Raw genomic sequence first — 19424 nt, forward strand, 5'->3', positions numbered from 1 at the left:
GAAGAATTCGATCACGTAAAGACTCGGAGATCGTTTTTCTGGTTCAGGGGTCCATCAGCTCGGCGGACCGGGCCGCGAACGCCTCCATGGCCTTCGCCGTGATCGGGCCGGGGGCCGCCGGGAGGACCGTCCCGTCCACGGCCCGGATCGGCTGGACGTCGCGGGTCGTCGACGTCAGGAACGCCTCGTCCGCCCGGTAGAGGTCGTCCAGCGCGACGTCCTCCTCCTCGCCGCCGCACCACTCCAGCGTCAGCGCGCGCGTCACCCCGGCCAGGCAGCCGGACGCCAGCGGCGGCGTGACGAGCCGCCCGCCGAGCACGAGGAAGATGTTGCTCCCCGTCCCCTCGCACAGGTTCCCGGCGGTGTTGGCGAAGATCGCCTCGCCGCCGCCGCGCTCGCCGGCGTAGGCCAGCGCCAGCGCGTTCTCCGCGTAGGACGTGGTCTTGAGGCCCGACAGGGCGCCCCGCTCGTTGCGCGGCCACGGCACGACCGTCACGTCCGCCGTCGCCGGGAACGGGGCCTGCGGGCCGGCGATGATCGACACGGTCGGGCCCGCGTCGCCGCGCGCGGAGCCGAGCGGCCCCGGGCCGCTCGTGTAGGTGATGCGGATGCGGGCCAGCGGCCACTTCGGAGCGGCCGCGAGCACCTCCAGCGTGCCCTGCGCGAGAGCGTCGTGGTCGGGCTCGGGCAGCCCGAGTCCGGCCGCCGACCGGGCCAGCCGCCGCAGATGCCGGGTCAGCGCGAACGGCTCCCCGTTCGCCGCCTTCACGGTCTCGAAGATCCCGTCCCCGACGAGCATGCCGTGGTCGAAGACCGACACCACCGCCCGCTCAGGGTCGAGCAGTTCCCCGTTCAGCCAGATCCTGGCCTGCTCCGTCACCGGAAGCCACCTCCAATAGCCGAGCCGCCTTCAGCTCGGTCTCGCGCCACTCGCGATGTGGATCGGACCCCCAGGTGATGCCGGCGCCGGTCCCGAACCGCAGCACGCCGTCCAGCGCCCAGAACGTCCGTATGCCCACGGCGAGGGCGCCCCGCCGGGAGTCCGCGTCCACCCAGCCGATGGCCCCACAGTACGGCCCCCGGGGGACGGGTTCGAGCTCTTCCAGCAGGCTCAGCGCGCTCGACTTCGGGGCGCCCGTCACCGAACCCGGAGGAAACGTCGCGGCGATCAGCTCCGGCCAGCCTCCCCCCGCCAGCCGCGCCCGCACCGACGACACCAGATGGACGAGCCCGGGATGCTCCTCCAGCGCGCACAGCTCGGGCACGCTCACCGAACCGGTCTCCGCGACCCGTCCGAGATCGTTGCGGACCAGGTCGACGATCATCACGTTCTCGGCGCGGTCCTTGGGCTGCAGGTCGTCCGCCGTCCGCCCGGTCCCCTTGATCGGACGGGACTCGACCACCCGGCCGTCCCGCCGCAGGTACAGCTCGGGCGAGGCGGAGGCGACCTCCAGGCCCGGCACCTTGAGCGTCATCGCGTAGGGCGCCGGATGGCGCTCCGCGAGCCTCGCCCCCAGGCCGGCGATGTCGGCGCCGACCGGCAGCTCCGCGGACAGCACGCGGCAGAGATTGGCCTGGTAGACGACACCGTCGGCGATCGCGCCGCGGATGCGCTCGACCCCCGCGACGTAGGCGGCCTCGTCGAGCGAACTCGTCCAACCCCCCGGCCCGGCCCACGCGCCCCCCGGATGCGGCGCGGGCCGCACCGTCTCGAACCGGGCGCACGTGACCTCCCCCTCGTAGGTCACCACGACCGCCCACCAGCCGCGCGAATCCAGCGCACCCAGGTCGGACGTCACATCCGCGAGCCCGGTGGCCAGCAGCCCCCCGGCATAGGCGAAGCTCACCCCAGCACGCACCCGAACGAATCGGACAGGCCCGCCAGCCCCGCCTCGGTCACCACCAGCGCCCGCCGCGTACTGCCGCGCTCGAACCAGCCGAGCTCGATCATCCGGCTGGTGAGCGCCTCCCCGAGAGCCCCGTTCAGGTGCGGCCGCCGCTCCGTCCAGTCGAGGCACTGCCACGCGAACCTCCGCCGCGCGCTCCGCAACGCCTCGAGATCCAGGCCCAGCGCCCCGAGACGCTCCTCGCCCTTCTCCGTCACCTCGTAGGCGTCGCCGCCCGCCGCCTCGATCAGGCCGCCGTCCACCAGCGCCGCGAACAGCGCCACCCCGGCGATGCCCGCGAGGTGGTCGTAGCACGTCCGCGCCTCGTGCAGGCGCCGCGCGTCCCGCGACTGCCGCAGGCTGTTCACCCGCACCGGCGGGCTGATCCGCGACAACGCCTCGATCACCTGGGCGACCTCGCTCCCCCGCAGCCGGTAGTACCGGTGCCGCCCCTGCTTGACGACCGTCACGAACCCGCCGTCCAGCAGCCGCGACAGATGCGCGCTCGCCGTCTGGGCGCTCACCCCGGCCGTCCTCGCCAGCTCCCCCGCCGCGAGCGGCCGCCCGTCCAGCAGCGCCGTCAGCATCGCGGCCCGCGCCCGGTCCGCGAGCAGAGCCGCGACCGGCGCGAAATCCACACTCACGACCTGTTCCGAGCCCATGCCACCGAGCCTAGGCGACCCACCCTTCGACCAGCGCCGAAGCATCCCCGGCCCGCACCACCGCGCAAACCGGTTCGCGTCACCGCCCAGGACGCGCTAATGTTTTCCCCGTCGCCGAAGGGCGCAAGCGGAAGTGGCTCAGGGGTAGAGCATCACCTTGCCAAGGTGAGGGTCGCGGGTTCAAATCCCGTCTTCCGCTCTGAGGGGCCTCAGGCTATGACCAGAAGGTCTCCTTCTGGTGGAGTGGCCGAGAGGCGAGGCAACGGCCTGCAAAGCCGTGTACACGGGTTCAAATCCCGTCTCCACCTCAACCCGTACCTCCCCCAGGAGGCGACGGACCCGGGCGATTAGCTCAGTGGGAGAGCGCTACCTTGACACGGTAGAGGCCACTGGTTCAATCCCAGTATCGCCCACGAGTCGGGCTGTCGTGGTCGGCGCTTTGCGCCTTCCCCGGCAGCCCGCAATGCTTTCCTGGGGGCGACCCCCAGACCCCCGAGTCGGGCTGTCGTGGTCGGCGCTTCGCGCCCTCCCCGGCAGCCCGCAATGCTTTCCCGGGGGGCGACCCCAGACCCCCGATGCGGGGACTCCGTCCCCCCTGCGTGCGGGGCTGGGGTTTTGTTTGTGCCTTGAGGCCCGTGGCGGCTTCGGTACACGCCACTCTTTTAGGCGGCTGGGGTCTGCCTCATCGCCTTGCGTGTGAAGCCGCCCAGGCCCGCCGCGACAGCCGCGCGGATCTCCCGCTTCATGCCCTCCAGCTGGTAGTCCCCGGCGATCGGTGCGCGGAGCGCCGGACGGTCGCGCAGCAGCCCGCCGTACGCCTGATGGATCCCGCCCTCACCGGCCGGGCTCAGGTGGTTGCGGGCGCAGTACACCGCCCCCGACGCCTTACCAAGATCACTCAATCCGGCATGAACCCGGACCTTCAGGTCTTCCCGCAAGAGAGTTGTTGTTGCAAGATATTCGCAATTAATGCCTCAGCTCCTGGAGTGCGGCGACCCATGCCCCACCTGATGCCCCCTACCGGGCCGCAGCGCGTCATCGCGGCGTCGAACTTCGTCTACACGGTCGGGAGCGGGCTCTATCTGACCGCCGGCGTTCTGTACTTCACCGAGGCGGTGCGCCTTCCGGCGGGCCAGGTCGGGGCCGGGCTCGGGCTCGCCGGGCTCGTCTCGCTGGCCGTGGGCATCGCCGCCGGGCATCTCGCGGACACCCGGGGAGCGCGCGGCGTCTACGCGGTCACCCTTGTCGTCCAAGCGCTGGCGACGGCGGGATTCGTGCTGGCGGACCGGTTCTGGCTGTTCCTCGTCGCCGTGTGCACGGCCACCGGGGCCAAGGCGGCGGGGCTCGCGGCACGCAGTCCCCTGATACGCCGCTACGGCGGGGACCGGCCGCAGGAGTTCCGCGCCTACCTTCGCGCCGTGACCAACGTCGGCATCTCGCTCGGGGCGGTGCTGGCCGGCTGGGCGGTGCAGGCGGGCACGCTCACCGCCTACCGGCTCCTGGTCGTCGGCAACGCGGCAGCCTTCGCGGTGTCCGCGGCGGTGGTGTGCCTCCTGCCGCACGCACCGCCCAGGCCCGTCACCGAAGGCCCCCGGTGGGTCGCCTTGCGCGACCGGCCCTACCTCGCTCTCACCGCGATCGACGGGATCATGGCCGTGCAGTTCAAGGTGCTGACCGTCGCCCTGCCGCTCTGGCTGGTCGGAGCGACGACCGCTCCCCGCTGGCTCGTCTCGGGGACGATGGTCCTCAACACGGTCATGGTCATCGTCTTCCAGGTGCGGGCCAGCCGCAGCATCGACTCCCCCACCAGCGGCGGCGGCGCCTATCGCCGGGCGGGCGCGGCCTTCCTCCTGTCCTGCTCGCTCGTCTCGCTTGCCGCGGGGACTCCGCCGTGGGCCGCCGTGACGCTGCTCATGGCCGCGGTCGTGGTCCACACGCTCGGCGAGCTGTGGCATTCCGCCGGAGGCTTCGAAGTGTCGTTCGCCCTCGCGCCGGACCACGCCACGGGCCAGTACCTGGGCGTGTTCGGCCTGGGCGCCGGGCTCGCCGAGGCCATCGGCCCGGGCCTCCTCATCCTCCTGTGCGTCACGTGGGGGCGTCCCGGCTGGTATGTCGTGGGGGCCCTGTTCGCCCTGACGGGCCTGGCGGCGCCACTGGCCGTCCGATGGGCGCAGCGACCACGCGGGGAATCGGTCGCCCACGAAGACGCCCCGGCCATCTGAACGGTCCCGTCCCAGCTCGACCACCGGACGCGTGCTTGACGATAGGCAGGTAGTTACCTGCATAATGAGCGGGTGAACTTGGAAGCGGGCGGGATGGATCCGGTCTTCAAGGCGTTGGCCGATCCCACGCGGCGACTTCTGCTCGACCGGCTGCGGGAGCAGAACGGGCAGACGCTGCGTGAGCTCTGCGAGCGGCTGGACATGGCACGGCAGTCGGCGACGCAGCATCTCGACGTCCTGGTGGGCGCCGGCCTCGTGACCGTCGTCAGGCGGGGACGCGAACGGCTCCACTACCTCAACCCGGCGCCGCTCCACGAGATCGAGCAGCGCTGGATCTCGGAGTTCGACAGGCCCCGCCTGCAAGCGCTCGGCGCCATCAAGTCCCAGGCAGAGGAGTACGCCATGACCAGCGATTCGACGACCGTCCCGACCTATGTCTACGTCACCTACATCCGCGCCACCGCGGAGCAGGTGTGGCGCGCGCTGACCGACGCGGATCTGACGGCGCGCTTCTGGGGACACGCCAACATCTCGGACTGGCAGCCGGGCTCGTCCTGGGAGCACCGGCGATCCGACGGATCAGGCGTGGTCGACGGCGTCGGGCGCGTGCTGGTGGCCGAGCCGCCGACGCGCCTGGCCATCACCTTCGAGGACCCCTCCGGCAGCGGATCGCCCGGGGAGGCGTCGGTCGTCACCTTCCTCGTCGAGCCGCACCACGACATCGTCCGCCTCACCGTGACGCACGAGAACCTCCCCGACGAGGAGGCGCTCAGCAGCATCTCCCAGGGGTGGCCTGCCGTCGTGGCGAACCTCAAGTCGCTGCTGGAGACCGGCGACGTCCTCCCGCAGGTGCCGTGGGAGATGTCCGGTACGCACGCCTGAGCTCGGACGGAGGGAGAACATCATGGACACCGCTCCACTGCGAGACGCCTACCGCGCCCTGCTGGACGCCGCCGCGAGCATGGCCGACGCCGATACCGTCCCGCCGCCGGGCGAGTGGAACGTCGAGCAGATCCTGGCGCACCTCGTCGTCATCAACGCCGTCACGATCACCGCCGTCTCCGCCGTCGCCTCGGGCTCCATCGCGACCTACGACAACCGCCTGGCCCAGGAGCCCTGGACCATCGAGCGCGTCATCGCGCAGGCCGGCGGGGGCGCGGCGCTCCGGAACCGCATCGCCCTCCAGGCGGACGCCGTGTGCTCGCTCGGGGGGTCGATGCTCAGCGACGCCGAACTCGACGTCCTGGTGCCCACCCGGCTGGTGTCCAACGGCGAGCTTCTGGTCGACCAGCCCGTGCCCCTGCGCGACCTGCTCGGCGGTCTCGCGGGGACGGAACTGCCGGGCCACACCCGGCAGATCCTGGACCTCGCGCCGAACGCCTAGGGCGCGGTGTCGGCGCGGGCGTGGATGCCGAGGACGTGGGCGAACAGGGCAGGGGCACGGGAGCCGCCCACCGTGTCCGGGAGCACGTCGGGGATCAGCGTCCATTCCGCGCCCACCCACGAGTCGCCGATGGAGCCCTCGCTGGAGGGGAGGTCGTTGCAGACCTGCCGGACGCGCATGGTGCGCACGGAATCGGCCGCGGGCGTGTCGGTCTCCACCAGGAGCACCGGGACGCCGACCAGCGGTCCGTCCTCGACCAGGCGCAGGAGGTGGTGCGAGTCCTCGCCGTCGAGCGCGGCGCCGGCGTCCATGACGACGACCACGCGCAGCGGCGGCCCCGCGGCCGGCCCGTCGTCGCCGCCGATGCGGCGCAGGTCGACCAGGTCGAGGAGGCGGCGGAGGCGCTCGGCAGCCGCCGGGCCGGTCGCCACGCCGCCGCCGAGCAGGCGGGCGGTGGTGGACGGGTCGAACCCGTGCAGCCAGCCGGCGCCCGACAGCCCCGCGGCATCGATCACCTCCAGGCCGACGAGCCCGGGCGGGACGGCCGCCAGGAAGCGGGTCACCAGCGACCACGCGTAGGCGGCGGAGTCGCCCGGCATGGTCCCCCGCGAGATCCACACGGCGCGCCGCAGCGGGAGCCGGAGGATGAGCGGCACCTGCAGGCCGGGCAGCTCGGCGGTGGACAGGCGGCCCAGCAGCATGCCCTCGGCCAGGTCGGCGCGGGGCTGCCAGGTGAGCCAGGCGGGCGCGTCGAAGGGCGCGGCCTCCGGGGTGACCTGCGGCTCCACCCGGGCGAGTTCGTCGCGGAGCTGCGCCGCGTCGGCGCGGAGCCGCTGGTCGGCCGCCTCCATGAGCCGCTGGAAGCCGCCGGCCGGCTTGCGCCCGGCGATCTCCTCGTTGCGCAGGACGAGCGCGTGCTCGGTGGAGGAGTGGAACGCCGCCAGGGACCGGCTGGCGTCCTCCCAGACGAGCCAGCACCGCTCGACGTAGCCGACCTCCGAGGCCGGCGGCGGGCTCGGCGGTCGCGACTCCGCGGGCGGCGGGGTCGCGGGCGGCGGGACGGTGGGCTGCGGACCCGCGGGCTGCGGGACGGCGGGTGAGGGGGCTGCCAGGGGCGGGCCGACGGCGGGGGCGGGCTCGGGTTCGCCCGGGTCGTCCACCTCGATGCCGTGCGCTTCGAGCAGTTCGGCCAGCCCGCCGGCGTAGCCCTGGCCGACGGCCCGCACCTTCCAGCGGCCGTCGCGGCGGTAGAGCTCCAGCCCGATGATGGCGCGCTCGGGGCCCAGCCCCGGGACGGTGAACTCGACGAGCGGGTCGCCGGCGCCGGAGGTGAGGCCGAGCCGGGGCGGGGGCATCGTGCCGAACGTCGTCGCGCCGGTCAGGCTGACCGCGATCAGCACCGCCGCGGCGTCGGCCGGGACGGCGTCGAGGTCGACCTCGACGCGCTGGCGGCCGTCACCGGACCAGCGCACGCCGGGCGCCTCGGGCGCGTTGTAGAACACCAGGTCGGCGTCGGAGCGCGCCCGCAGGCCGGGGCCCACGAGCAGGGCGCTGACGTCGACGGGGACGGCGCAGGACGCGGTGGCGGTCACGCGCCGGGCGGGCAGCGGTGCGTTGGCGCCGGGCGACAGTTCGGCCATGGGCGGTCAGGCGAGGCCGACGATCGTGGGCAGCATGTCCTGGAAGGTGCGGCCGTGGCAGGGCTCGCCGATCGCGTTCATCTTCCAGGTCTCGCCGTGCCGGTAGAGGCGGGCCATCACCATCGCGGTGTGGGCGCCGCCCCCGGTCAGCGTGTAGCGGGCCAGCTCGCCGCCGTCCATCTCGTTGACGAGGCGGCAGAAGGCGTTCTCGACCTCGTTGAACGTCTGCCCGTTGAAGGAGCTGACGGTGAACACCAGCGAGGTGACGTGCACGGGCAGCCGGCCCAGGTCGACGATGACGGACTCGTCGTCGCCGTCGCCCGCCCCGGTGAGGTTGTCGCCGGTGTGCCGGACGGAGCCGTCGTCGCTGACCAGCTTGCCGAAGTAGACGACGTCGGCGAGGTTGCCGTCGGCGAACAGCACGCAGGACGCGTCGAGGTCGATCTCCCGCTCCCGGGAGCCGAAGAAGCCCTTCTTCTTCACCGCGTCCCACCCGAGGCCCATCCGGACCATGCTGAGCGCACCGCCGGGCTTCTCCAGCGATATCCGCTGGCCCTTCACCATTGAGACGGTCACGACCGTCGCCTCCTCGCTGTCCCCTGAAGGCACCCCGAACACGGTGCGCGCACAGCCTTTCAGCCGATCCGCTCCTTGTCACCCGATTCACGGCTCAGGTGTCGCACGCGATACCACCGGCAATAGGAAGCCCAGGCCGGATGTGGCCTGGGCTTCCTTTCCGCGGGGTCAGCCGATTTCCGCGTTGAAGGCTTGGAGGGCCTCGGTGACGGGCTGGAAGAAGGTGACGCCGCCGGTCTGGCAGTCGCCCGAGCCGCCGGAGGTGAGGCCGAGGGCGGTGCTCCCGGCGAAGAGGGGGCCGCCGCTGTCGCCCGGCTCGGCGCACACCGTCGTCTGGATCATGCCGGTGACCGTGCCCTCGGCGAAGTTCACGGTGGCGCCGGTGGCGGTGACGCTGCCGGCGTGGACGCCGGTGGTGCTGCCGCTGCGGAACACGCGCTGGCCGACCACGGCCTCGCCGGCCTCGGTGATCTCCTGGGCCTGGCCGTTGTAGAGGTTGACCGCGCTCTGGCCGGCGCCGCCCTGCTCGGTCTGGACGAGCGCGAAGTCGTTGCCGGGGAAGTCGCTGTCCACCGTCGTGCCGAGGGGTTCGGCGCCCTGCTGGTCGGCGGCCCAGTTCCGCACCTCGTTGCCGCAGTGGCCCGCGGTGACGAAGAAGTCCTGCCCGCCGCGCTTGACGTTGAAGCCGAGCGAGCAGCGCGCGCCCTGCCCGAAGATCGCGTCGCCGCCGAGGGCGAGGGTGTGCAGCGCGCCCCGGATGCGGACCATCCGGACCGCCGCCCCCATCCGGCGGGTCGTGCGCTGGACGGCGGCCATCCGCGTCCCGGTGACGGTGTCGTCCGTCCACACCGTGACCTTGGACGTCGCCGGGTCCACGGCCCATCCGGTGCCGGGGATGTCCGAGAACGAGCTGCGCAGGGCGCCGGTCACCTTCCTGAGGGTCGCCGGGCTGCGCTCCGTCATCTTCGGGACGGCTCCCGCGGCGCGCACCGCGGCGGCGTCCGCGGCGTTGGTGACCGTGACGACGGGGCGTCCGGCCGGGTCGACGTAGGCGCCGGTCGTGCGGTCGCCGAGCCCGCCCGCGATCCTGGCGGCCCGCGCGGCGGCCCGCCCCTCCGGCGGCGCGGCGGCCGCCCTGCCGGCGCGGGCGTCGCCCGCGAGCCTGGCCTCCTGGCCGCCGGGCCGTCCCTCGGCGTGCACGACGTACAGCGAGCCGGCCAGGAGCCCGGCGGATCCGGCGGCCACCGCGGTCGCCGTGACCGCCGTGCGCAGCCGACTGTTCCTCACGCTCTTCCGGCGCCTCATGAACCCTCCAGGTTCCGGGGTGTCGATCTACGCGTGGGGATACGCGCCCCGGCGGGACGGAGTTCAACGCGCCCCGAAGTTCACCGCGCCGGCCGCCGGGCCGGGGGCGTGTCCGCTCCCCCGGCCCGGCGGCGTCGTGTCAGCCGCCCAGGCGGACGGCGCTGCTCGCCGTTCCTCCCTTCGCCGCCTCGAAGGCCACGGTGAGGGTGCCGGTCGCGCCCGGCACGGTCACGGTGGTGACGCCCGCCTTGCGGATCTCGACCTGCCTGGTGCCGAGCAGCTTGCCGTCCCACACGTGGACGTGCGCGGTGCCCGGTCCGGTCGCGAGGAGCCGGACGGTGGCCGAGCCGCCGGAGACCGACGGCCGGCCGGCGATCCGCGCGGTGTCCGAGCGCGGCGCCGCGGGTCCGGCGGCCAGCGGGACGCCCGTGCGCACCGCCTGGATGATCGACTCAGGCGCGTTCACCGACCGCGTCGCGTCGGTCGGCATGACCGGCGGCGGGGGCGTGGTCGGCATGCCGGCCGGCGGGGTGTGGCCGGGCAGGGACACCAGGCCCCACCGGTACGGGTCGCCCTGCACGCCGCCCCAGGTCGACCAGCCGATCCGGGTCTGGCCGGTCTTGTCCTGGGTGTCGGAGTCGTAGACGAAGACGTTCAGGCCCATGCGCCGCGGGTCCACCGCGGTCGGCAGCGCCGTGAACGGGATCTCCGCCTCGATGACGTACCCGTCGTAGGGGTCGGCGACCGTCGAGGCGACCCGCATGCCGGGGGCGGTCTCCTCTCCCGGGCCCTGGCGCGCGTCCGCGTCGCGTTCGAAGCACGGCTTCCCGTCCGACATCTTGGGGAAGATCCCGGTCTTGAACGTGGTGGAGGTGTTCTCGGAGTCGCCGCGCGGGTCGACGCCGATCTCGACCGAGTCGGTGCGCCAGTGCCGCTTGCAGTCGTCGGCGCCGAGCACCGTGCCCTGCTTGTCGTCGCGGACCTTGACCAGCACGTGCAGCGCCTTGCCGGTCCAGGTGACCTTGCCGGTGGCCGAGCAGTCGTCGGCGGACTCGCACGCCGACCCCTCCCAGCGGCGGGACAGGTTCAGCTCGGGCCCGGGGTACTCGCCGGGCGACTCCTTGCCGTCGACCGCGGGCGCGGTCGACGCCTTCGGCAGTTCGGCCGCCGGGACCAGTTCCAGGGCGCCGTTCTGCAGGTCGGTGTCGCCCGTGGAGGAGGTCGTGGTGATGGTCAGGTCGTAGTCGCCGTCGGTCCCGCCCTGGTTGGAGGTGGGCAGCGACGTGTCGGTGTTGGTGACGGTGAAGGTCGCCGAGCCGGTCTTGCCCGCGTCGAGCGTGTAGGGCTTGGACGCGGCGTCGGCGGTGAAGCCCGCGGGCAGGCCCAGCTTGACCGTGCCGGACTGCGCCGAGGCGGTCGTGTTGGACAGGTCCACGCGCACCTGGCGGGACGCGCCGGACGCCAGCGTGAGCACCCGCTTCACCTGCCCGGTCAGTTCGGGGACGCCCGTCTTGCCCGCCCAGGTGTCGAAGTCCGAGACGCGGGGCAGCGGCTCCAGGACACCGGTGACGGCGGGCCGGACCTCCACGGACGTGGCCGTCTGGCCCTTGGCGGCGCCGGCCGTGAGCGTCGCCGAGAGCTGCGCGCGCCCGGCCTTGACGCCCGCCGGGGGCGTGACGGTGAAGGTCGCGGTGCGCTCGGACCGGCCGACCGTCCCCAGCTCACCGGAGCCTGTCACGTTCCAACCCGTGGGGACCGCGAGCGTCGCCTTCGCCGCGCGAAGCCGCTCGGGCGAGCTCGCGCGCGCGGTCACCTTGAAGGGACGGCCCGCGGTGACGCCGAACGCGTCCGCCGTCAGCGAGAACCGGCTCCCGAGCGGGAGGCCGCCCTTGGCCGGCAGCACCGCGCCTTCGAGCATCGCGGACGGGTCCGTGTTCCCGAGAGTGAACGGGACCCGGCTGTGGATCTGCCGGTAGTAGTCGCAGCCGATCTGGGCCGGGTCGGACGGGACGTCCGGGAACCCGCCCCAGCCCTGGCTGACATAGGTGCGCTGGGCCTCGCGCTCCACCTGCGCCCACGTCTTGCCGCCGTTGCGGGCGGACGCGCGGCCTCCCCACACGCCGTAGGTGACCGACGCCGCGGCGGACGGCGTCCCCTTGGCGGCGCAGCCGGACCCGGCGGGCCCCGAAGCTCCGCCGGTCTGGAACAGGCGTCCCGGCGCCCAGGTGCTCAGCCCCTCGCCGCCGAGTTGCGCGGGGTAGGCCTTCGGGTCCGCGGAGGCGAAGTAGGCCTCGGTCGCGAGCCGCGCGGCCATCTGGTGGTTGCCGTGCTGGCCCGGAAGCGGCGCCGGGACCATGGTGACGATCACCTTCGGGCGCGTCTCGCGGACGAGGCGGACGACCTTCTCCAGGGTCTTGTCGTGGTCCCAGGTCTCGGCGGTGAGCGGCGTGCTCACCGTGTAGTAGAAGTCGACCTTGTCCAGGTAGTGGATGTCGGTGACGCCCGCCTTGCCGACGGCGCGCCGCTCCTCGTTCTCGCGGAGCAGCCCGAGCGCCGGGCCCTCCTCGGTTCCGGAGGCGTTGCCGCCGCCCTCGCCGCGGGTGACGGTGAGGACGCCGACCTTCGCCTTGTCGTACTCGTTCCACTGGCCGAGGGTCGACAGGGCGCCGGCCTCGTCGTCGGGGTGCGCCCCGACGAAGAGGACGTCGAGCCGGCCGCCGGCGGATCCGGCGCCGGCCGGGCCGGCCGCCTGCGCGGGCGGGCCCGCGAAGGCGACGGCCATGGCCGCGAGCGCGGCGGACAGGACTGCGGGTAGGGCGAGTCTTCGCATGAACTCTCCTGTTCTTTCCCTACTCCTTGACGGCCCCCGAGAGCATTCCTGCGATGAACTGTCGCTGCAGGAAGACATAGACGATCACGATGGGCGCGGCGATGATCAGCGCGCCCGCCATGAGCAGTGAGTAGTCGGTCTTGTGGGTGCCCTGGAAGAAGGACAGCCCGAGGGGCGCGGTGCGCAGCCCCTCGTCGGAGTTGACGATCACCAGTGGGAGCAGGAACTCGTTCCAGGTCCACATGGTGGTCAGCAGCACCATGGTGAGGATGGCCGGGCGGCCGACCGGCACGAGCACGCGCCACAGCGTCGTCCAGCCGGACGCGCCGTCGATGCGCGCCGCCTCCAGCAGCGACCGGGGGATGCTGCGGAAGTAGGCGCGCATCCAGAACGTGCCGAACGCCACCGACATGGCCACCTGCGGCAGGATGAGCCCGGCGTAGCTGTTGTCGAGCCCGGCCGACCTCAGGTCGAAGTACAGCGGCACGACGATGGCCTCGGTCGGGATCGTCAGCCCGGCCACGAACAGCAGGAACAGCGCGCCGGAGCCGCGGAACCGCATGGTGCCGAGCGCGTACCCCGCCATGATCGACAGCACCGCGGAGGTGACGACGGTGACGGTGGTGACGATGACGCTGTTGCGCAGGTAGATGGCGAAGTGGCCCTCGCGCCAGGCCGTGCCGAACGTGGACAGGTCCAGGTGCGGCAGCTGGAACGCCTGCGCGACGACCCCGATCATCGGGAACACAGCGATGACCGAGAAGAGGACGAGGATCGCGTGGTTGACGAACCGTTCCGCCCGGACGTTCATGCGTCCTTCCCTTCCACGAGCCGCCGGACGCCGGCCGTGACGGCGAACGCCAGCACCGCCAGCGTGACGCCGATCGCGCAGCCGAGGCCGACCTCACCGGTGTTGAATGTGCGGTTGTAGACCTCGTAGGCGGGGACCTTCGTCGCGTCGCCCGGCCCGCCGGCGGTGGCCATGTAGATGAGGTCGAAGTTGCGGATCGCCATGATGGTCGTCAGCGTGAGCGCCACCGCCAGTTCGCGCCGCAGCCCCGGCAGGGTGACGGCGAAGAACTCGCGGAAGGGCCCCGCGCCGTCGATCCGCGCGGCCTCGTACAGCTCCCGCGGGATCTTCTGCACCCCGGCGAGGAACAGCACCATCGCCAGGCCGATCCCCACCCACGTCCCGACGGCCCCGACCGCGGGAAGCGCGAAGGTGAAGTCGCCGAACCAGCCGTGGCGCCAGTCGGGCAGGCCGACGGCGTGCAGCCAGCCGAAGACGGTGTTGACCGGCCCGTCTGCGGAGTACACCCACTGCCACGCCACGGCCACCGCGACCATCGCGACCACCTGCGGCAGGAACAGCACGGTCCGGAAGAACGTCAGGCCGCGGATCTTCGTCCGCGACATGGCGGCGACCAGCACGAACGCGATGCAGCACGGCAGCACCGAGTAGAACAGGATGAGGACGAGCAGGTGCCCGAACGCGCCGCGCAGCGACGGGTCCGACCAGGTGGCGGTGTAGTTGGAGAACCCCGCCCACGTCGCCTGGCCGAGGCCGTCCCAGTGGTAGAGGGAGAACTGCGCCCCCCGCGCCAGCGGCCACAGCAGGAACGTCCCGTACACCAGCAGGGCCGGCAGGGTGTAGAGCCAGCCGATCCGGCCGGGTTCCCCGGGAGACCCGGAGAGGGCGCGGCCCTGGCGCCGTGCCGTGCGCGGGGCCGAGGCCGCGTGCCTGGACTTGGGGGTCTTTCGCCGCGCGACGGTCGTCATGTGCGGGCTCCTTGGTCGTGCGTCCGGCGCCGACCCGCCCCCGGCCGCGCCGCGGGCGACGCGCCGGCCGGAGGCGGGCATGGCCGATCCCTACTTCTTCTTCTGGAAGGCGGAGTAGTCGTCCTGGGCCGCCTTCATGACCGCGTCGGCCGGCTTGCGCCCGGCGACGAGCTCCTGCAGCGGCCCGCCGAACGCGTCGGCGAAGGTCGGCGTCGCGTAGTCGAGGTACGGGGTGATGCCGTCGTTCTTGCTCAGCTCGGCCCACGCCGTCGACACCTCCTTCAGCAGCGGTCCGGTCGGCTGCTTGGAGGGCGCGGCGAGCGCCGGCAGGTTGCCGGTCTCGATCGAGACGTCCATCGCCTCCGGGGAGGTGATGAAGTTGATGTAGGCGGCGGCGACGTCCGGGTTCTTGCTCTTGGACGTGATCGACCAGGGCAGGCTCTCGCCGCCCATCGTCGCCGAAGGCGACCCGGCCTGCGTCGGGGGCGGCACCATGAAGCCGACCTTGTCCTTCATCTTGTCGTTGAGCTCGGACGCCCACCAGGTGCCGCCGAACATGAACACGCCGTCACCCTTGGCGAAGTTGACGGGGGTGTCGTCCCACTTGACGGCGTTGGCGTCCTTGGTGAAGTAGCCCTTCTTCGACCAGTCGGCGAGCTTCTGCGCCGCCTGGACGTTCGGGGCGTCCGTCCAGGAGCCGCCGCTGCCGAACACCAGCTTGCGGACGGCCTCCTTGTCGGCGGCGCCGTCCTGGAGGACGCCGTACAGCTGCATCGCGGGCAGCTTCTCCAGGTTGCCGAACGCGATCGGGACCTCGCCCTTGCCCTTGGCCGTGGCGAGCGCCTGGTCGAATTCCGCCCAGCTCTTCGGCGGCTGGACGCCGAGCTTGGCGAGCTTCTCCTTGTTGTAGTAGAGCCCGACGATCTCGCCGTTCAGCGAGACGCCGTACAGGTTGCCGGACCCGATGAGCTTGCCGTCCTGGGTGACGCTGTTCAGGTCCGTCAGGCCCTTGGGATAGCGCTTGCGCCACCCGTAGACCTGGTCGTAGGAGTCGAGCGGGAGGAGCATCCCGGCCTTGACGTACTGCGCCATGGACGCGTAGCCCTGGTTGGCCTCGACGACGTCGGGCGGGCTGCCGCCCGACAGCGCGAGCCGGAGCGTCTTCTGCAGGTCGCTGAACGACCGCGACACCCGCTTGATCTTCACGTTGGGGTACTTGGCCTCGAAGCGCTTGTTCAGCTCCTCGATCTGCTTCTTCTGCCCGCCCTGGACCTCCTGGTCCCAGACGGTGAGCGTGACGTTCCCGGCCTTGGCCACGTCGGTGCTCACCGCGGCGGGCGCCTTGCTCTCCGGCTTGTCGCCGGACGAGCCCGGGGCGCACGCCGCCGCGAGCAGGGTCGCGAGGGCCGCGGCCGCCGCGGCCGCTCCTCGCCTCGTCAGTGTCGGCATAGCTACGGCTCCCTATTGCTTTCTGTCCTGCTGCGTCCGCGTCGGTCGGGGACGGCGCGCTAGTGGTCGGCCCGGAGGGTGGGTTCGGCCCGGACGACCGTGTCGGTCGCCGAGTCGGGGATGAAGTCGACGACGAAGGCGTACGGTTCGAGGACGGACTCGGGCACCTCGCCGGACTCGCCGAACGCGGCGATCTCCCCCCAGCAGGGTGCGCCGAGCGAGCCGCTGCGGTGCCGGACCGACAGGCCCGCGCACAGGTTGGCGAACCGCAGCCGCTCCAGGAGCGGCAGGCCGGCGAGCGTCCCGAACAGGAACCCGGCGCCGAAGACGTCGCCGGCGCCGGTCGCGTCGAGCGGCCGCACCGGCAGCGCGTCGGTCTCGGCGACCTCCCCGGTCACCGAGTCGATCGCGATGGCGCCCGCGCCGCCGCGCTTGACGACGACGACCGGGACACGCTCGGACAGGGCGCGGGCCGCGTCCTCCGGCGTGGTCGTGCGGGTGTAGGCCATGGCCTCCACGGCGTTGGGCAGGAACACGTCCACGTGCTCCAGCCGGTCGAGGACCTCGCTGGACCACGTCTCGGTGGCGTCCCAGCCGATGTCGGCGAACACGGAGGCGCCCGCCCGCCGCATCTCCCTAGCCCAGCCCGGCACCGGATGCTCGATGTCGACGAAACAGGCGCGCGCGGCCGGCGGCGGGGAGCCGAGCACCGCCTCCGCGTCGCCCGTCTCGCCGGGGTCGAGGTCCGGCAGGGGCCTGGCGTAGGTGACCATGCTGCGGTCGGAGTCGTAGGCCAGCGACACCGTGACCGGGGTGGGCCAGCCCTTGATCCGGCGTGAGTGCCCGAGGTCGATGCCCTCCTGCTCGGCGAGCGTCCGCCACAGGTAGGAGCCGAACATGTCGTCGCCGAACGGGGCCGCGAGCCCGACCCGCAGGCCGAGCCGGCTCATCGCCACCGCGATGTTGGCGGCGCCGCCGGGCGCCGAGCCGAGCCCCTCGGTGAACATCTCGGTCCCGGGCGGCGGCAGCCCCGGCAGCCCGGTGAAGATCATGTCCATGAAGACCTGGCCGCTCAGGAAGACGTCCAGCTCGGGCGCCGGGCCGGGGGCGTCCCCGCCGCGCAGCAGGTCGCCGGCCGGGACGCGCTCGGTGCACGGGTCGGCCAGGGAGGGTTCGGGCGGCTGCCCGGGCGCCGCGGCCGCTCCCGGCGCGGGGTGGTCGACGGGTGGGCTCCCGCCAAGGGTTTCCACTGTCATGACGACTCCTCACGGGAGAAGACGGCGGCGACCTCGGGGATCCGGTCGATGTAGCCGTCGAGCAGCAGCCGGCCGATCCGCGCCGAGTCGACCAGGGGATGCAGCGCGAAGGCCTTGGCGGCCTCGGTCCGCGAGCCGGTCACGGCCGCGCCGACGGTCAGCCGTTCGACGGCCTTGACCTGCTGCATCAGTCCGGCCTGGTGCAGGTCGGGCTGGTCGAGGGGGAGCGGGTGGACGCCGCCGGCGTCGACGGTGACGGGCACCTCGACGACCGCGTCCGGGGGCAGCGCGGTGACGGTCGTCCCGTTCCGCACGTTGAGGATCATGGTGGCGGGCTCGTCGCGGCTGATCGCGGCCATCACGTTCAGCGCGACCCTGGCGTAGCCCTCCTCGGCGGGGTCGACGCCGGAGTGGTCGTCGAGCGCCTCGCCGGTCCGCGCGCCCTTCATCTCGGCCATGTAGCTCGCGCTGCGGGAGGCGACCGTCTCGCGCCACATCTCCATGGCCGCGCCGCCGGACGCCGCCGCGATCCGCTCGTAGAACGCCTCCTGCTGCTTGAGCAGGAACTCGCCGCGCGTCTGCGGCGCGTCCAGGGTGGCGCGGACCGCCTCCCGGTTGAAGTAGTAGTAGTACAGGTACTCGTTGGGGATGAGGCCGAGGTCGCGCAGCCACTCGCGGCCGAAGACCACGCCCTCCTCCAGCGTCCCGAGCAGGTCGTCGTCGGCGAGCAGCCCGGGCAGGACGTCCACGCCGTCGTGCAGGATGCGGCGCATCCAGCCGAGGTGGTTGAGGCCGACGTAGTCGAGCCGGATCCGGTCCGGGTCCAGGCCGAGCGCGGCCGCCACCCGCATGCCGAGGCCGGACGGGGTGTCGCAGATGCCGAGCACCCGGTCGCCGAGCACGCCCTGCATCGCCTCGGTGATCATTCCGGCGGGGTTGGTGAAGTTGATGACGTAGGCGTCCGGCGCGAGGGCCTTCACGCGATGCGCGATGTCGAGCATCACGGGGATGGTGCGCAGCCCGTAGGCGATCCCGCCGGGGCCGGTGGTCTCCTGGCCGAGCACGTTCAGGTCCAGCGCCACGCGCTCGTCGCACACCCGTCCCCGCAGGCCGCCCACCCGGACGGCGGCGAAGACGAAGTCGGCGCCCTCCAGGGCCTCGTCGAGCCCGGTGCTGGTGAACACGCGCGGCGCGTCCTCGGCTCCGCCGGCGAGGGCCGCGAGGACCTCCGCCATCCCCGCCAGCCGGCCGGCGTCGGAGTCCTGCAGCCACACCTCCTCGATGCGCGGGGAGCCGGGGTCGCGCAGCAGAGCCTGGTACACGTAGGGCACCCGGAACCCGCCGCCGCCGAGAATGGCCAGCTTCATGCGATGTACACCTTCCCGCCCGCCTCGCGGCAGACCTCCAGAGTCCGGGGGTCGGCCCCGGCCGTCGTGACCAGCGCGTCGACGCGGTCGAGCGAGCAGACGCGCAGTGAGCCGGTGCCGGGGAACTTGGCCTCGGAGGCGACCAGCACCACCCGGTCCGCCGACTCCAGCATCGCCTGCTTGATCGGCGTCTCGACCTCCATGTCGTCCATGACATGGCCGTCGGGCCGCACCCCGGTGCAGCTCAGGAACACCAGGTCGGCGCGGACCTGGCGGAGCGCGGTCTCGGTGAGCGAGCCGACGAGCGAGAGGTAGTTGCGGCGCACGACGCCGCCGAGCAGGCACAGGCGGACGGCCTCGTCGTCGCGCAGCTCGTCCAGCACGGCCAGGTTGGCGGTGATGACGGTGACGGGCCGGCCGCGCAGGTGCCGGGCGAGGAGCCGCGTGCTGGTGCCGATGTCGAGGACCACGACCATGTCGTCCTCCACCAGCTTCGCCGCGCGCTCGGCGACCGCCGCCTTCTCGGCGCTGTCGTGCTCGGCCGACGCCGCGAAGGAGATCTCCGGCGCCGCCGGCCGCGGGGACAGCGCCGCTCCCCCGTAGGTGCGCAGCAGCTCGCCGTTGCGGTCGAGCACGTCGAGATCGCGCCGGATCGTCGACTCGCTGACCTGGAGGGTCTCGGCCAGCTCCCGGACGGAGGCGGCGCCCTTGGCGCGAAGGGACGACACGATCTGCGCCCGTCGCATGCTCGATGTCACGCGGTGGAACGTAACACCGCTGCTCGACATCCGTCATCACCCTGGCGGAAACCTGCTCGAAGTCCGTCATTCGCTTCTCTGACGTGCGGAGACGCAGTCAGGACGGCGGTGGAGTCAGCGAGCGCTGTCGAGTGCACGGAACGTTCCATAGGCGGTGCGGGCGAAGCGCCCGGGCCGGGCGCGCGGGCTGTCAGGACGGAAGGTCAAACCAGCAGCAAAAGGACCTCTGACCGGTACATAATTTTCGTCTTAAATTATGTTTTGGAATGAGAGTTGCGCATCGGGAGCCCCCGCTGACCGTGCATGTCAG

At 72.6% G+C, this 19424-nt stretch carries 17 protein-coding genes and 3 tRNA genes; 6 read left to right on the forward strand and 14 right to left on the reverse strand.

The features are described 5' to 3' along the window. Positions 1 to 43: 43 nt before the first annotated feature. The 3 genes from AB0C84_RS12380 to AB0C84_RS12390 are packed head-to-tail and all read right to left on the reverse strand — an operon-like array spanning position 44 to position 2548. Positions 44 to 880, reverse strand: coding sequence for an aminodeoxychorismate lyase (locus tag AB0C84_RS12380; RefSeq protein WP_339153775.1), 837 nt, complete (start codon positions 878 to 880; stop codon positions 44 to 46). After that, the gene (locus AB0C84_RS12385) at positions 831 to 1847 is read right to left on the reverse strand and encodes a chorismate-binding protein (protein ID WP_361064616.1); all 1017 of its coding nucleotides are present in this window, start codon (positions 1845 to 1847) and stop codon (positions 831 to 833) included. The genes AB0C84_RS12380 and AB0C84_RS12385 overlap by 50 nt, the downstream gene beginning before the upstream one ends. Then, positions 1844 to 2548 (reverse strand): helix-turn-helix domain-containing protein, encoded by a 705-nt coding sequence (locus tag AB0C84_RS12390; protein ID WP_361064619.1) that lies wholly within the window; start codon positions 2546 to 2548, stop codon positions 1844 to 1846. Before AB0C84_RS12390 ends, AB0C84_RS12385 begins: the two co-directional genes overlap by 4 nt. 127 nt (positions 2549 to 2675) lie before the next feature. On the opposite strand from AB0C84_RS12390, the gene AB0C84_RS12395 reads away from it, so the two are divergent. The 3 genes from AB0C84_RS12395 to AB0C84_RS12405 all read left to right on the forward strand — a co-directional run bounded on the left by AB0C84_RS12395 (position 2676) and on the right by AB0C84_RS12405 (position 2961). Next, positions 2676 to 2747 (forward strand) — tRNA-Gly (locus AB0C84_RS12395). A 38-nt stretch (positions 2748 to 2785) separates the two neighbouring features. Continuing rightward, positions 2786 to 2856, forward strand: a tRNA-Cys gene (locus AB0C84_RS12400). Between the two features lie 33 nt (positions 2857 to 2889). Next, positions 2890 to 2961: transfer RNA gene (locus AB0C84_RS12405), tRNA-Val, on the forward strand. A gap of 249 nt (positions 2962 to 3210) precedes the next feature. Here the strand turns inward: AB0C84_RS12405 and AB0C84_RS12410 are convergent. Further along, a complete protein-coding gene (locus tag AB0C84_RS12410; protein WP_361064622.1) occupies positions 3211 to 3450 on the reverse strand; it encodes a hypothetical protein in 240 nt (79 codons plus the stop codon). A gap of 96 nt (positions 3451 to 3546) precedes the next feature. Between AB0C84_RS12410 and AB0C84_RS12415 the strand changes: the two genes are divergently transcribed. From AB0C84_RS12415 to AB0C84_RS12425, 3 genes are all read left to right on the forward strand, one after another. After that, entirely contained in the window at positions 3547 to 4770 is a 1224-nt protein-coding gene (locus tag AB0C84_RS12415; protein WP_361064625.1) for an MFS transporter, read from the forward strand. A gap of 72 nt (positions 4771 to 4842) precedes the next feature. Continuing rightward, positions 4843 to 5652, forward strand: a complete 810-nt coding sequence (locus AB0C84_RS12420) for a metalloregulator ArsR/SmtB family transcription factor (protein ID WP_361064628.1) — start codon at positions 4843 to 4845, stop codon at positions 5650 to 5652. Between the two features lie 22 nt (positions 5653 to 5674). After that, complete coding sequence (locus AB0C84_RS12425; protein WP_361064631.1) at positions 5675 to 6154, forward strand: DinB family protein; 480 nt, start codon at positions 5675 to 5677, stop codon at positions 6152 to 6154. Here the strand turns inward: AB0C84_RS12425 and AB0C84_RS12430 are convergent. From AB0C84_RS12430 to AB0C84_RS12475, 10 genes are all read right to left on the reverse strand, one after another. Continuing rightward, positions 6151 to 7794 carry a TerD family protein gene (locus AB0C84_RS12430; protein ID WP_361064634.1) on the reverse strand — a complete coding sequence of 548 codons (1644 nt, stop codon included), beginning with the start codon at positions 7792 to 7794 and terminating at the stop codon, positions 6151 to 6153. The genes AB0C84_RS12425 and AB0C84_RS12430 overlap by 4 nt on opposite strands. Before the next feature lie 6 nt (positions 7795 to 7800). Beyond that, entirely contained in the window at positions 7801 to 8370 is a 570-nt protein-coding gene (locus tag AB0C84_RS12435) for a TerD family protein (protein WP_179847957.1), read from the reverse strand. Between the two features lie 168 nt (positions 8371 to 8538). Then, the gene (locus tag AB0C84_RS12440) at positions 8539 to 9657 is read right to left on the reverse strand and encodes a S1 family peptidase (protein WP_361064637.1); all 1119 of its coding nucleotides are present in this window, start codon (positions 9655 to 9657) and stop codon (positions 8539 to 8541) included. A 157-nt stretch (positions 9658 to 9814) separates the two neighbouring features. Next, on the reverse strand, positions 9815 to 12505 hold the full coding sequence (locus tag AB0C84_RS12445; RefSeq protein ID WP_361064640.1) for a sugar-binding protein: 2691 nt from the start codon (positions 12503 to 12505) through the stop codon (positions 9815 to 9817). A 19-nt stretch (positions 12506 to 12524) separates the two neighbouring features. Next, the gene (locus AB0C84_RS12450) at positions 12525 to 13316 is read right to left on the reverse strand and encodes a carbohydrate ABC transporter permease (protein WP_361064643.1); all 792 of its coding nucleotides are present in this window, start codon (positions 13314 to 13316) and stop codon (positions 12525 to 12527) included. Further along, the gene (locus tag AB0C84_RS12455) at positions 13313 to 14284 is read right to left on the reverse strand and encodes a sugar ABC transporter permease (protein WP_361064646.1); all 972 of its coding nucleotides are present in this window, start codon (positions 14282 to 14284) and stop codon (positions 13313 to 13315) included. Before AB0C84_RS12455 ends, AB0C84_RS12450 begins: the two co-directional genes overlap by 4 nt. A gap of 90 nt (positions 14285 to 14374) precedes the next feature. Then, a complete protein-coding gene (locus tag AB0C84_RS12460; protein ID WP_258943245.1) occupies positions 14375 to 15733 on the reverse strand; it encodes an extracellular solute-binding protein in 1359 nt (452 codons plus the stop codon). A 59-nt stretch (positions 15734 to 15792) separates the two neighbouring features. Then, a complete protein-coding gene (locus AB0C84_RS12465; RefSeq protein WP_361064650.1) occupies positions 15793 to 16989 on the reverse strand; it encodes a carbohydrate kinase family protein in 1197 nt (398 codons plus the stop codon). After that, entirely contained in the window at positions 16986 to 18356 is a 1371-nt protein-coding gene (locus AB0C84_RS12470) for a 6-phospho-beta-glucosidase (RefSeq protein WP_361064653.1), read from the reverse strand. Before AB0C84_RS12470 ends, AB0C84_RS12465 begins: the two co-directional genes overlap by 4 nt. After that, positions 18353 to 19114, reverse strand: a complete 762-nt coding sequence (locus AB0C84_RS12475) for a DeoR/GlpR family DNA-binding transcription regulator (RefSeq protein WP_258943242.1) — start codon at positions 19112 to 19114, stop codon at positions 18353 to 18355. Before AB0C84_RS12475 ends, AB0C84_RS12470 begins: the two co-directional genes overlap by 4 nt. Between the last annotated feature and the right edge of the window lie 310 nt (positions 19115 to 19424).

It is taken from the genome of Actinomadura sp. NPDC048955, assembly GCF_040649435.1.
GTDB lineage: Bacteria > Actinomycetota > Actinomycetes > Streptosporangiales > Streptosporangiaceae > Spirillospora > Spirillospora luteofluorescens.